Here is a 12,462-nt window from a genome sequence, read left to right as displayed (position 1 = left end):
GCTCGCGGGCTGAATTTCAAAGCGGCAAATGATGCGTCTATTGCGACACACAACGTTTTGCATCTGTCATGATGAGTGAATAATCTTGTTGTTAAAGCCCGATGACATGGCCAGGTGAGATTGTCTCTTAGCTGAATGCTAGCACTACTGCATGAATGGCAAGCCGCCATCACCCATGCCTAGGTAGGGGCGGTAGCGTGGTCAGGCATTAAATTCTCTCGGTGCGCGGGCTGTAGCGTTTTACCTGCATGATGGCTTTCACACGATCCATCAGCTTGGGTGGTCTGCTCTGCGCATCCATACGTTGATGCCCGAGTTGCTGTGTTTCTATACAGCTTCATTGGCTCTGACAAGATGCGCAAGCGCGCGAATTCGGCATAGGTAGCCGAGCTGTTGTGAAAAAACAGTTTTATCAATGGGTTAGGTAAAAAATGGTGTGCTCGATGATGTTGTTGAGCGTGCTAGCGCGTTCAAGTCACTAAGCGAGCGCGCTGTATAATTACTGTTAGGCATTAAGGATGAGCATGGGGAAATATAAGTGGGGAAAAAAGCGCTTTGATATGCAAGGTGGCTTGCCGCGTTTATACCTGAGCGAAAAACACGAAAATATCGTTAAGTGGATGATTCGGGTGTTTGCCGGTGTAGGTGTTCTTCTAAGTATCTTTACGTTTGAGTGGTATGTTGGTTTGGCTATAGCTGTTGTCCTATTTTTAGTCGATTGGTTTTTGGAGCGAACCCTCTTTTATTATTCCTCTGTGCACATTAGCGATATGATTGTGGATTATGAACCGGATCAATGGGTTGCCACTGTTGTGGTTTCTGTAGGCCATCCGCAAGATCCAAAAAGTACAAAAATTATCGGTATATGGCTAAAAACACAGGAATATGCAGAGAAATATTTTAGCGTTCTACATAGTTGGACAGGCCGAGAGGATAAGGAACAAGGAGACTTAAGGTTAAGTTTTGTTGTGGATGAGGATATGTACTACGTTTTCATTTACTGTGATCCTGAAAGAGAGTCATTAAAATTCACAACCAAGAATATTGAAGATGAATATAAAGCAGAGAAGCACGGCAAAGAGCACTTTCCGTTAATTGTCCAGCAAGTTTTATGCAAAGGGTTCGAAACCACGAATGGGTTTGCACTTGGTATGTTTCTAGATAGTAATCCGCCGGGAAAGGAGTTTATTTTAGCTCCTTATATAAGCTCTCCAAATGGTCAGGAGCCAATTCCTGCGGAAGGTATTGATCCAGTTTATATGTCCAGTTACAAATTTAAAATCCCAGACCAGTTAGATGATGATGATTTTGAGTTCTACCACTGGCAGAGAATAGTGGAAAGAAAGTCAATAGGAAAAAATGCCTGACAAGTGCCATTGATTCGGACAATTTTTGCGTTGCTTTTTTCGTGCTGAAACCATAGCACAAAACACAACGCTCCAAGTCGCCTGTTATGGTGGGCGTTGGACGAAGTTTAATCGCTGAGAATATGACGACGCTAACTAAAGATATTCAAAAGAAAGAAGAAGAGCTTTCTTCGCGGCTTGAAGATATGCGCGACGAGGCGTTGGTTCGCTTTTCCCAGATCGTTGGTCGCGAATCGAACGTTCATCAAATGCATGCTCACATTGGCAGAAATAATAATACTTTTGTCGACAGTGTTCGGATGCAGTTTCACTCTCCAGAAGACTTTATCGCTCGATGGCTTAATGGGCTAACACAACAAGTGATTGAGCGGAAAGCGGATATCGCCCGTCGTCGCCATTTTGGGGATCGCAAGCGGACAGAAGAAATAATTCCAGAGATGCTTCAGGACGAGCTTCTCCATGATTACATTCATCGATTCTTAGAGAGAAATTTCTACCGTAATTTTGAAGCACGAGTTAGAGCAAAGCCCGACCAAAACCTTTGGCAAGTCTGGTTTGGTTCGGGGAAGCTGGTCTGGGGGCTTTTGATCTCACCGGCACATCGTTTTGGCGAATGGACAAATGATAAGAGTCAGATGCGACGTGAAAATTATGCATACTGGACCGTAGAACATGTTTTGGAGACTGGCTTGATAGCGCCAGAAAGTGAAGAGCCTGTGACGTTTCCAGACGTTCAGGCGTTCCTGACCTTTTACCAAACGGTATTGGCTCGCGTTTCTAATTCTGAGTATGAGCAAGCGATTTCAATGCGATACCTGGACTATATCAGAGAAAGCGACTCTCCAGGCGCTGTGCCTTTGTTAATCCCGGAGCTTAGGTACGCAGGTAAAGAGATCAAGCACCTTTATCGCTTGGACTTTTCAGTACTTAACCCATACACCATGAGAATGGTCGGCTTTGAAATAAGCCCGGCTTCTTCGCATATGTCGATTGCAGGGAGTGCTAAAAAAACTCAAAAGACACTCAACGAAGAGCTTTCAGCGAAATGGAGTAAAGAAGCAGACAAGCGCAACGCTTATTTTGAAAAGTACGGCATAATAACCGTCACTTTTACCGACACAGATTTAACTGACATAGATCAGTGTTGGGGGTGTATAAAAGATATCCTTGAGGAAAGGTCTGCTGGACCATTGACGGTAGAGGGTGCCGAACGGGAGCTACAAGCTGCTTATGCCTTTGCGTCCGTCTAACAAATGCGTCAACGGAACCTGTTTTTTCCGGTGAGCTCCACAAATTGGCCCGTTACGCCGGGCGTTAGGTCTCATTATGGATAATCGTGCATTTAAAAGCCTTGAAGTGTTCCTGCAGAAGATTCCGGGTATCTCGCCTCCGCTTAGTCACGGATACTCGTCAGACGGTCAATGGTGGGTTAAGTTTACTATCGATATTGATAATCCATATTCTTGGCAAGTCGTGCAAGAGTTAGGTCATATATTGAATTACTTGTCGTTGAATGAGCGTCTCCCTACGGTATTTAAACCTGTTTCGCCACCGCCGTACTTGAATGGTGGTCCAAGAGATTTTTTATCTTGGGTAATTGAGTGCTCAGACAAAGATTTCAAACCCGGCGCTATTGCCAAATGGCTCGAAGGGCGCATGCCACAACCTGTTGATGATACAACGCAGTGGGAACTGGACGAGTAGTGAAATCTAACTAGTGGTTCAAACCGTTCGCTGCACTCGCTGGGACGCGCTAAAGCCTGTTCCTTAACCAAACTTTATGACTTCGCGCTTGGCCACCGGGCGTCTGCTCCCAAGGTGCCACGGCCCATCTTCTCCCTCATCGCCAGAGGTTGGTGCGTTCACACTGAGATGAAAGGACTAAACCCTTATGAGCTGCCTCTTTTGTGACATGGTGGCCGGGCGGGCGCCCTGTCACCGGATATGGGAGGATGAGCGGCATCTCGCTTTTCTCTCCATATTCCCCAATACCCGTGACTTCAGCGTGGTGATCCCCAAGGCGCATCACGGTAGCTATGCCTTCGAACAGGAAGACGCGGTGCTGCGTGAGCTGATTGTGGCGACCAAGCAGGTGGCCAGGCGGCTGGATCGGGCGCTGGCGGGCGTGGCCCGCTGCGGCATGTTCTTCGAGGGCTACGGCGTCGATCATCTCCACGCCAAGCTGTTTCCCATGCACGGTACCGGCGACGATGCGGGCTTCCAGCCGATCGAATCGCGGGTGGACAAGTATTTCGAGCGCTACGAAGGGTATCTCTCTTCTCACGACTACCAGCGTGCCGATGATGCCGAGCTGGCCCGGCTTGCTGCGTTTATTCGTGAGGCTGACAGCGGCGATCAGGGGGAATGAGTTGGCGAGATGTACAGCGTCCGCCGCCGCGGGTACGGTAGTGCCTCCTTATCCCTGATCCTTTCCTGACCTGTCTGCGAGAGCGTGTCTCATGTCCCATCCTGCTGATCCCCGTCGTTTTGCCGTGGCCTACTCGTGGCGCTGGCTGGCGCTTTTGTGTCTGGTGCTGGCCCTGTCGGGCTGTGGCGTCAATAACATCCCGACCCTGGACGAGAAGGTGAAGTCGGCCTGGGCCCAGGTGGAGAACCAGTACCAGCGCCGGGCGGATCTGATCCCCAATCTGGTCGAGACGGTGAAGGGCTACGCCCAGCAGGAGAAGGAGACGCTGACCGCGGTGACCGAGGCGCGCGCCAAGGCGACCTCGATCCAGGTCGATGCCGATACCCTCAACGACCCGCAGACGCTCAAGCGCTTCGAGCAGGCTCAGAGTCAGCTGACCGGGGCGCTGAGCCGGTTGATGGCGGTCTCCGAGCGCTATCCCGAACTCAAGTCCAACCAGAACTTCCTGGCCCTGCAGTCGCAGCTGGAAGGGACCGAGAATCGCATCGCCGTGGCGCGGCGTGACTTCATCCAGGCGGTGCAGGCCTACAACACCGAGATTCGCACCTTCCCGGGCAAGATCTGGCACAGCCTGCTCTACAGCGACATGCCGATCCGCGAGACCTTCGAGGCGACCAGCCCGAATGCCGACCAGGCACCCCAGGTCAAGTTCTGAGGTGCCGGTGGACGTTCGAGCCCGCCTTTTTCACTGCCACAGGAGCGCGCCCATGCGACACGCGATCTCGCTGACACTCGCCGTCTGGCTGGCGCTGTTCGCCGCGGTCGCGGTGGCAGCGCCGGATTTCCCCGAGCTCACCGGGCGCGTGGTGGACAACGCCAAGCTGCTCGATGCCGGTACCACGAGCCAGCTCGATGCGATGCTGAAGGCACATGAAGAGGCCACCGGCGAGCAGGTGGTGGTGGTCACGCTGCCCGATCTCCAGGGCGAAACCATCGAGCAGTACGGCTATCAGCTGGGGCGCCACTGGGGCATCGGCCAGAAGGGCGAGGACAACGGCGCGCTACTAATCGTGGCGATGGCCGAGCGCAAGGCGCGTATCGAGGTCGGCTACGGGCTCGAGGGCCGGCTGACCGATGCCCAGTCCTCGCGGATCATCAACCAAGTGCTGCTACCGGCGTTCAAGCAGGGCCAGTTCGCCGCCGGCATCGTCGATGCCAGCCGGGCGATCATCCAGACCCTGGGCGGCGACCCGGGAGCCCGCGCCAGCACGCCCAAGCCCCAGCGTGACGAGTCGCACCACCTGGGCGGCGCCGGGATCTGGTTCGGGCTGCTGTTCTTCATCGTCATGCTGATCGTGCGTGGCGGCGGAGGCGGTGGGGGGAGTCGCCGGCGGCGTCGGCGTGGCGCCATGGGCGGCGTGCTGCTGGGCGGCGGCCTGAGTGGTGGCTTCGGCGGCGGCTTTGGCGGCGGCGGCGGTGGCTTCAGTGGTGGTGGTGGCGGGTTCGGGGGCGGTGGCGCCTCCGGTGGCTGGTAACGAGCGAGGCGATGGCAGATGACGCTACTCAATGAACGTGAGCGGCAGCAGGTAGGCGAGGCGATCACCCGCATCGAACGCGATACCGACGCCGAGATCGTCACCGTGCTGGCGCGCCAGGCGGATGACTACACCTATATTCCGCTGCTGTGGGCCGGGCTGGCGGCGCTGCTGGTGCCGGGGGCGCTGGCGGTGGTGGCCAGCTGGCTGGGGCTGATCGCTGGCTTCGGCGCCTGGTCGCTGCTGCTGGTGCAGTGGCTGCTGTTCAGCCTGCTGGCGCTGGCGTTTCGCTGGCCGCCGCTGCTGACCCGGCTGATCCCGCGCCGGGTGCGCTTCTGGCGCGCGGCCAATCTGGCCCGGCGGCAGTTCCTGGAGCAGAACCTGCACCGTACCGAGGCCGGCACCGGCATGCTGATCTTCGTCTCGGAGGCGGAGCGTTACGTGGAGATCCTGGTCGACCACGGCATCTCCCAGCGGCTCGACGACGGCGAGTGGGGGCAGATCGTCGCGCGCTTCACCGCGCAGGTGCAGGGCGGGCGCACGCTGGCGGGCTTCCTCGACTGTATCGAGGCCTGCGGTGAGCGTCTCAAGGTTCACCTGCCGGCAACCCATGAGCGCAACGAGCTGCCCAATCGGTTGATCGTGCTGGAGTGAGTGGGCGAGCCGCCGTTACCTGGCGCTCGCGATCCGCTCATCCCTACTTTCATACCTCCATACCGGGCCTGAAACGCAGACGCCACCGCAAGTGCGGTGGCGTCTGTGGTTTAGCGTCTAGGGTTTAGCGTCCTAGCGTAGGGCTCAGCGGTTGCCGCTGGCCGCGCCGCCATTGCCGCTGCCGCGACCCCGGCCGCCCCGCGAGCGGCGACGCCGCGGTGCGGTCGACTCGTTGCCACGGTTCTCGCCGCTACGATTGTCGTTGCCACGGTTGTCGTTGCCGCGCGGCTCGCCGTTCTGGCGCGGGTTGTTGGCACTGCGCTGACCGCCGCTGCGCTGCGCCCCGGAACCGTTACGGTTGCCGCCCTGACGACGCGGCGGACGCGCCGGGCGACCTTCGTTTTCGTCGACCTTGGGGCCGCCGCCCGGCGTCGGCTCGAAGCCGCTGACCGTCTGGCTCTCCAGACGCTGGCTGATCAGCCGCTCGATGCCGGCCAGCTCCTTCTTCTCGTCCAGGCTCACCAGCGAGACCGCCTGGCCGCTGGCCCCGGCGCGTCCGGTACGCCCGATACGGTGGACGTAGTCCTCCGGCACGTTGGGCAGCTCGAAGTTGACCACCTGCGGCAGCTGGTCGATATCCAGACCGCGGGCGGCGATATCGGTCGCCACCAGCGCGCGGACATCACCGTTCTTGAAGTCGGCCAGTGCCTTGGTGCGCGCGTTCTGGCTCTTGTTGCCGTGGATCGCCGCGGCTTCGATGCCCTGGCCTTCGAGATACTTGGTCAGGCGGTTGGCGCCGTGCTTGGTACGGGTGAAGACCAGCACCTGCTGCCACTGGTGGGTCTCGATCAGGTGCGACAGCAGCGCCGGCTTGCGGCTCTTGTCGACCGGATGCACCCACTGGGTCACCGTGGCTGCCGCGGTGTTGCGCGGGGTCACCGAGACCTCCACCGGGTCGTTGACGATGCTCTTGGCCAGGTTGCGGATATCCTGGGAGAAGGTGGCCGAGAACAGCAGGTTCTGGCGCTTCGCCGGCAGCACCTTGAGGATGCGGCGGATATCATGGATGAAGCCCATGTCGAGCATGCGGTCGGCTTCGTCGAGCACCAGGACTTCGAGCGCTTCGAACGACACCGCCTTCTGCTGGTGCAGGTCGAGCAGACGCCCGGGGGTGGCGACAAGGATGTCCACGCCGGACTTCAGCTTGGCGATCTGCGGGTTGATCTTGACCCCGCCGAAGACCACGGCGCTGGTCAGCGGCAGGTGCTTGCCATAGGTCTCGACGCTTTCGCCGACCTGGGCCGCCAGTTCGCGGGTCGGGGTCAGGATCAGCGCACGCACCGGGCGGCCGTTGGGGCGCTGGGCTTGGGAAAGACGCTGCAGAATCGGCAGGGTGAAGCCGGCGGTCTTGCCGGTGCCGGTCTGCGCCGCGGCCATCACGTCACGGCCGTCGAGTACGGCAGGGATGGCCTGGGCCTGAATCGGGGAGGGGGTGTCGTAGCCTTCTTCGGCCACGGCTTTCAGCAACGGGGCGCTCAGGCCCAGTGAATCAAAAGACATTCGGTAATCTCTAGTCGCGGCGGATGGCGTAGCGAAGCGGCTACGCGCTGCCGGGGAAAAGCCAGTGCTGGCAGGTGCGCCGGTGGGGCGCCGATCAGATGGGTCGTCAGAGTTATCCGCTTCGCGTGACGACGGCCAGACAGGTCATGGCGATGGCCGGCAGCTTAACGTATGTCTGCGTCCACCGCTATCCCGGTCATGCTTCGCCGCTATCCTGGTCACGCTTCGTCGCGAACGCGGCCGTGGTGAAGCGCTACACTGGAGGGCTACGACGAGAGGATCTGTCGGCAAGAGGATCTGTCGTATGCGCACTGTGCGTGGCGCAAAGGTATCAAACAAGGAGAACAGGATATGTCGATTCACTGGAGATCCGCCCTGGCCCTGGGCGCGCTGAGCTTGAGTCTGGGCGCGAGCATGGCGCCGCTCGCCATGGCCCAATCCGCCACGCCGGGTGCGACGCTGTGCGCCAAGGTGCCGGTGCCCTGCAATGCGGTGATCGCGCACCGTGGCGCTTCCTATCAGGCCCCCGAGTCGACCCGGCCGGCCTATCTGCTGGCCCGCGATCTGGGCGCGGATTATCTCGAACTCGACCTGCAGCGCACCCGCGATGGCCAGCTGGTGGCCTTTCACGACAACACCCTGGGGCGTAACACCAACGTCGCCGAGGTCTTCCCCGAGCGCGCCGATGCGCCAATCTCCGCCTTCACCCTGGCCGAGCTCAAGCAGCTCGATGCCGGTAGCTGGTTCAATGCGCGCTACCCCGAACGGGCCCGCGACGCCTATGCCGGGCTCAAGATCCTGACCCTCGACGAGGTGATCGATATCGCCGAAGGCGGCGCCAACCATCCCGGGCTCTACATCGAGACCAAGGTGCCGGAGCAGTTCCCCGGGATCGAGCGCGATCTGCGCGACAAGCTCACGGCGCGCGGCTGGCTGGGGGAGGGCGCCGGCGCCTGGGCTCCGGCCGGCGATGGCGCGGTCAAGGTGGCCGACGGCAAGGCGCGGGTCATCCTGCAGACCTTCTCCAAGGCCAGCCTCGCGGCGCTGGAAGAGACCATGCCCCAGGTGCCGCGGGTACTGCTGCTGTGGCTGGGCGAGGGCGGTATCGACGCCGCGCCAAGCGACCCTCAGGGCGAGCACGAGAGCGACGCCGACTACTACGCGCGCCAGCAGGTGGCCTCGCCGGCGGCCTACCAGGCGTGGCTCGATGTCGCCAAGGCACACGGCGCCATCGGCGTCGGGCCCTCCACCGTGCAGCACGATCATGACGGGGCCTTCAGCAGTCAGTTCAGCTACATGGAGCTGGCGGCGCCGTGGATGGTCAGTCTGGCGCATGACGACGGCCTGCTGGTCCACGCCTACACCGTCGACGAGCCGGCGGATTTCGCCCGCTATCGCGACAACGGCGTCGATGGCTTCTTCACCAATCGCCCCGCGGCGCTGCTCGAGTTTCTCGGCCGTCCGGTAGGGGATCAGGGGGCGATTCTGACCCGCGAAGGGTTCTAGGATTCATAACCCCCCAGGCGCTGTCCGACGAGGAGAGCGCCGAGTCTTTACATTATCTTGCCGGGCACGCCACCGTGCCCGGTACTCGTTTTTCATGAGGTTCGTCATATGTTTACCGACCGCCCCCAGGCCCAGTCCAGCGTCCAGATCGACAATGCCCGCGTGCGTGTCACCGAGTGGCGTTTCGCCCCCGGCGCCGAGACCGGCTGGCACGTGCACGACTGTGACTACGTGGTGGTACCCCAGAGCACCGGCAAGCTCGACCTCGAGACGCTGGACGGCCACACCTTCTCGACGCTGGAGAGCGGCGTCTCCTACTACCGCGAGCGCGGCGTCGAGCACAATGTGATCAACCCCAACGACGAGGAGTTCGTGTTCGTCGAGATCGAACTCAAGGCCTGAGATGGCGTGGCGGGAGAGGAGGGCTTGGGAGATAATCGTCGCCTTTCTCCCCCTCACGAGTACTCGGTATGACCCAGCCCCACGTCCACGGCCCCGGTTGTGGCCACGATCACGCCCATGAACATGACCACGCCGCCGATGGCCACGTTCACGGCCCGCACTGTCAGCATCACCACCACACGCCCCAGGCGCCGGTGCGCAATGCGCTCAAGGATGTCGGGCGTAACGACCCCTGCCCGTGCGGTAGTGGGAAGAAGTTCAAGAAGTGCCACGCCGCTTGAAGTTCCGAGTGCGCCGCCTCAAGCCGGGGCGGCCATCGCCTGCTTGAGGTGCGCCACGAAGGCCGCCGTGGCCGCCGGCAGGGTGCGGTTGGTCAAGGTCTGCACTTCGATGTGGCGAGCGTCCATGCCGGCGTCGACGATAGGGATTGCCACCAGCCGCTGCTGAGCAAGCCGCTGGCGGATGGAGAGCTCTCCGGCGAGCGCGATGCCGCCACCGAAGATGGCGCAGTTGAGCATCGACTCGATGTAGTTGCTGGTGAACACCGAGGCGAAGATCAGATTCTGCTGGCCACAGCAGATATCGAACAGCTGGCGCAGAGTGGTCTCCGGCGGCGGCAGCAGCATGGCGTGGGGCTGCAACTGGGCCAGCTTGAGCTGTTGCCGGCCGGCCAGCGGATGGTCGGGGGACATCAGCGCCAGGATCGGCGAGCGCTGGCGATGCTCGACGCGCACGTCGGGCTGCGGCGCCAGGCTGAAAGTGAGCCCGATATCCACCTCGCCCTCGCGCACCTGGCGCGTCACCTCGGCGGGTGAGGCCACGTTGAGCCGGAACAGAATGCCGGCGTAGGCGTGGCGGAACTCGGCGATCGCCTTGGGTAGAAAATCGACCGCGAATCCCTCCGAACTGGCCAGCCGCACGGTGCCGCGCTGTAGCCCCCGCAAGCCCTGGATCTCGCCCACCACGCGCTCGCTCTCCAGCTGCTGGCGCCGTGCATGCAGTGCCAGCAGCTCACCCGCCGCGCTGGGGATCATGCCGCGGGCGCGGCGCTCGAACAGTTGGGTGTCGAGCTCGGTCTCGAGCCGTGTGATCTGACGGCTGATCGCGGAGGCGGCGACGTTGAGATGGGTCGATGCCTCACTGATGGACCCCCACCTGATCACCGCCAGGAAGTAGCGCAGGGCGGTCTCCTGCAACGCGCGATGGGAGCTGGCCATAGTGTGTTGCCCTGTTTTTATTAAGGTTTGCCGATACGGCAAGGATGCCATCGAAACATGATACTTGCGGCATGTTTTTCCCTTCGATAGCTTGATTTTCAAGCGCCATCTCGAGCGAGATTGCTCGCCGGCGCTTCTGACTCATCACCCGACGGCACCCATCAAGGCATTCAAGGCGACAGCTAAAAACGACAGCCAACAAGCGACAGCCAATAAACAGACGACAGCATCAACGACGACAGTAACAACAAGACGAGGTCGATATGCGCTCCACCACCGTGCCCCATCGCGTGCTGGTCGGCACCACCCTGTGCTGCCTCTCGCTGCCCGCCCTGGCCGGCAAGGCCGACGACACCCTGGTCTACGCTTCCGATACCGAGCCGGAGAACGTCAGCCCCTACCACAACAACGTGCGCGAAGGGGTGATCCTCTCGCATCTGGCCTGGGATACCCTGATCTACCGCAATCCGCAGACCAATCAGTATCAGCCGCAGCTGGCCACCGAGTGGCACTGGGTCGACCCCACCACGCTGGACATGACCCTGCGCCAGGGGGTGACCTTCCAGAACGGGGAGCCGTTCGATGCCGACGACGTGGTGTTCACCTTCAACTACGCGGTCTCGCCCGACTCCAAGGTGGTCACGCGCCAGAACGTCGACTGGATCGAGAGCGTCGAGAAGCTGGGTGACTTCCAGGTGCGCTTCCATCTCAAGCAGCCGTTCCCGGCGGCGCTGGAGTATCTCTCCGGACCGACACCGGTCTATCCCGATCAGTACTTCCAGAAGGTCGGCCTGGCCGAATTCAGCCGGCATCCGATCGGCACCGGCCCCTATCGCATCACCGAGGTGAAACCGGGGGAGGGGGTCAAGCTCACGCGCAACCCGGACTACTTCGCCGACAGCCCGCTGGGCCAGCCGAAGATCGGCAACATCGAGTTCAAGGTAATTCCCGATCAGGACTCCCGCGTGGCCCAGCTGATGACCGGGCAGGTCGACTGGATCTGGCGTGTGCCGGCGGATCAGGCCGAGCAGATGCAGGGCATGCCGGGTATCACCGTGGCCAGCGGCGAGACCATGCGGGTCGGCTACATTTCCTTCGATGCCGCCAACCGCGAGGCCTCGCCGCTGAGCAAGCTCGAGGTGCGCCAGGCGATCAACTACGCCATCAACCGCCAGGGGATGGCCGACAATCTGGTGCGCGGAGGCAGCCGGCCGCTCTACGCGCCGTGCTTCCCGGCCCAGTTCGGCTGCGAGACCCAGGACGTGGTCCAGTACGCCTACGACCCGGATAAGGCGCGCGCGCTGCTGGCGGAAGCCGGCTACCCGGACGGCTTCGAGATCGATCTCTACGCCTACCGCGAGCGCGACTACGCCGAGGCGATGATCGGCGACCTGCGCAACGTGGGTATTCGCGCCAATCTGCGCTTCATGACCTCGGCGGCGCTGCTCGATCAGCAGCGCAGCGGCAAGACCGACATGTCGTTCAAGACCTGGGGCTCCTACTCGGTCAACGACGCCTCGGCCTTCACCAGCGTCTACTTCGGCGGCGGTGCCGACGATCTGTGGCAGGACCCGCAGGTCGAGTCCTGGCTCGAGACCGCCGACACCTCGACGGACCCCGAGGTGCGCCGCGAGAACTACCGCCAGGCGCTGGCGCGGATCTCCCAGCAAGCCTACTGGGCGCCGCTGTTCTCCTACTCGACCTACTACGCCTACACCTCGGATCTGAACTTCACCCCCTACCCGGACGAGCTGCCGCGCTTCACCGAGGCGAGCTGGAAGTGACTCGGCTGTCGTGAGGCCGCGCCCCGGTCAGCGCCGGGGCGTTCGAGAGCCGTCGCGACGCATCGGGTG

General features: G+C 60.8%; 13 protein-coding genes. 11 read left to right on the top strand and 2 right to left on the bottom strand.

From position 1 onward, the window contains the following. The first annotated feature begins 524 nt into the window (after positions 1–524). From QO259_RS13435 to QO259_RS13405, 7 genes are all read left to right on the top strand, one after another. Positions 525–1,367, top strand: a complete 843-nt coding sequence (locus QO259_RS13435) for a hypothetical protein (protein WP_285950337.1) — start codon at positions 525–527, stop codon at positions 1,365–1,367. A 122-nt stretch (positions 1,368–1,489) separates the two neighbouring features. After that, complete coding sequence (locus tag QO259_RS13430; protein WP_285950336.1) at positions 1,490–2,617, top strand: hypothetical protein; 1,128 nt, start codon at positions 1,490–1,492, stop codon at positions 2,615–2,617. A 76-nt stretch (positions 2,618–2,693) separates the two neighbouring features. Then, positions 2,694–3,071, top strand: a complete 378-nt coding sequence (locus QO259_RS13425) for a hypothetical protein (protein ID WP_285950335.1) — start codon at positions 2,694–2,696, stop codon at positions 3,069–3,071. Positions 3,072–3,258: 187 nt separating this feature from the next. Next, the gene (locus QO259_RS13420; RefSeq protein WP_285950334.1) at positions 3,259–3,735 is read left to right on the top strand and encodes an HIT family protein; all 477 of its coding nucleotides are present in this window, start codon (positions 3,259–3,261) and stop codon (positions 3,733–3,735) included. 91 nt (positions 3,736–3,826) lie between these two features. Then, positions 3,827–4,450 carry a LemA family protein gene (locus QO259_RS13415; RefSeq protein ID WP_035470087.1) on the top strand — a complete coding sequence of 208 codons (624 nt, stop codon included), beginning with the start codon at positions 3,827–3,829 and terminating at the stop codon, positions 4,448–4,450. Between the two features lie 52 nt (positions 4,451–4,502). Then, positions 4,503–5,270, top strand: a complete 768-nt coding sequence (locus QO259_RS13410; protein ID WP_285950333.1) for a TPM domain-containing protein — start codon at positions 4,503–4,505, stop codon at positions 5,268–5,270. Positions 5,271–5,288: 18 nt separating this feature from the next. Beyond that, positions 5,289–5,924 (top strand): TPM domain-containing protein, encoded by a 636-nt coding sequence (locus QO259_RS13405; protein ID WP_285950332.1) that lies wholly within the window; start codon positions 5,289–5,291, stop codon positions 5,922–5,924. A 144-nt stretch (positions 5,925–6,068) separates the two neighbouring features. Here QO259_RS13405 and QO259_RS13400 read toward each other — a convergent pair whose 3' ends face one another. Next, complete coding sequence (locus tag QO259_RS13400; protein ID WP_285950331.1) at positions 6,069–7,484, bottom strand: DEAD/DEAH box helicase; 1,416 nt, start codon at positions 7,482–7,484, stop codon at positions 6,069–6,071. Between the two features lie 351 nt (positions 7,485–7,835). Here QO259_RS13400 and QO259_RS13395 point away from each other — a divergent pair, with 351 nt between their 5' ends. From QO259_RS13395 to QO259_RS13385, 3 genes are all read left to right on the top strand, one after another. Further along, positions 7,836–8,990 (top strand): glycerophosphodiester phosphodiesterase, encoded by a 1,155-nt coding sequence (locus QO259_RS13395; RefSeq protein ID WP_285950330.1) that lies wholly within the window; start codon positions 7,836–7,838, stop codon positions 8,988–8,990. A 108-nt stretch (positions 8,991–9,098) separates the two neighbouring features. Then, positions 9,099–9,392: a cupin domain-containing protein gene (locus QO259_RS13390; RefSeq protein WP_035474190.1), complete on the top strand. Its 294-nt coding sequence runs from the start codon at positions 9,099–9,101 to the stop codon at positions 9,390–9,392. A gap of 68 nt (positions 9,393–9,460) precedes the next feature. Further along, on the top strand, positions 9,461–9,673 hold the full coding sequence (locus QO259_RS13385; protein ID WP_285950329.1) for an SEC-C metal-binding domain-containing protein: 213 nt from the start codon (positions 9,461–9,463) through the stop codon (positions 9,671–9,673). 18 nt (positions 9,674–9,691) lie between these two features. Here QO259_RS13385 and QO259_RS13380 read toward each other — a convergent pair whose 3' ends face one another. Next, positions 9,692–10,609, bottom strand: coding sequence for a LysR family transcriptional regulator (locus QO259_RS13380; protein ID WP_285950328.1), 918 nt, complete (start codon positions 10,607–10,609; stop codon positions 9,692–9,694). 263 nt (positions 10,610–10,872) lie between these two features. Between QO259_RS13380 and QO259_RS13375 the strand changes: the two genes are divergently transcribed. Next, the gene (locus QO259_RS13375) at positions 10,873–12,393 is read left to right on the top strand and encodes an ABC transporter substrate-binding protein (protein ID WP_285950327.1); all 1,521 of its coding nucleotides are present in this window, start codon (positions 10,873–10,875) and stop codon (positions 12,391–12,393) included. The last annotated feature ends 69 nt before the right edge of the window (positions 12,394–12,462 follow it).

The organism is Salinicola sp. JS01, assembly GCF_030284585.1.
Lineage (GTDB): Bacteria > Pseudomonadota > Gammaproteobacteria > Pseudomonadales > Halomonadaceae > Salinicola.
Note: the sequence above shows the minus strand (reverse complement) of the source record. Positions and strands in the feature narration are given on the sequence as shown.

Bases quoted from the DNA above. Each gene is read 5' to 3' on its own strand.
- QO259_RS13375 (WP_285950327.1), top strand. From the start codon at position 10,873: ATGCGCTCCACCACCGTGCCCCATCGCGTGCTGGTCGGCACCACCCTG.
- QO259_RS13380 (WP_285950328.1), bottom strand. From the start codon at position 10,609: ATGGCCAGCTCCCATCGCGCGTTGCAGGAGACCGCCCTGCGCTACTTC.
- QO259_RS13430 (WP_285950336.1), top strand. From the start codon at position 1,490: ATGACGACGCTAACTAAAGATATTCAAAAGAAAGAAGAAGAGCTTTCT.
- QO259_RS13400 (WP_285950331.1), bottom strand. From the start codon at position 7,484: ATGTCTTTTGATTCACTGGGCCTGAGCGCCCCGTTGCTGAAAGCCGTG.
- QO259_RS13405 (WP_285950332.1), top strand. From the start codon at position 5,289: ATGACGCTACTCAATGAACGTGAGCGGCAGCAGGTAGGCGAGGCGATC.
- QO259_RS13420 (WP_285950334.1), top strand. From the start codon at position 3,259: ATGAGCTGCCTCTTTTGTGACATGGTGGCCGGGCGGGCGCCCTGTCAC.
- QO259_RS13425 (WP_285950335.1), top strand. From the start codon at position 2,694: ATGGATAATCGTGCATTTAAAAGCCTTGAAGTGTTCCTGCAGAAGATT.
- QO259_RS13390 (WP_035474190.1), top strand. From the start codon at position 9,099: ATGTTTACCGACCGCCCCCAGGCCCAGTCCAGCGTCCAGATCGACAAT.
- QO259_RS13415 (WP_035470087.1), top strand. From the start codon at position 3,827: ATGTCCCATCCTGCTGATCCCCGTCGTTTTGCCGTGGCCTACTCGTGG.
- QO259_RS13435 (WP_285950337.1), top strand. From the start codon at position 525: ATGGGGAAATATAAGTGGGGAAAAAAGCGCTTTGATATGCAAGGTGGC.
- QO259_RS13385 (WP_285950329.1), top strand. From the start codon at position 9,461: ATGACCCAGCCCCACGTCCACGGCCCCGGTTGTGGCCACGATCACGCC.
- QO259_RS13395 (WP_285950330.1), top strand. From the start codon at position 7,836: ATGTCGATTCACTGGAGATCCGCCCTGGCCCTGGGCGCGCTGAGCTTG.
- QO259_RS13410 (WP_285950333.1), top strand. From the start codon at position 4,503: ATGCGACACGCGATCTCGCTGACACTCGCCGTCTGGCTGGCGCTGTTC.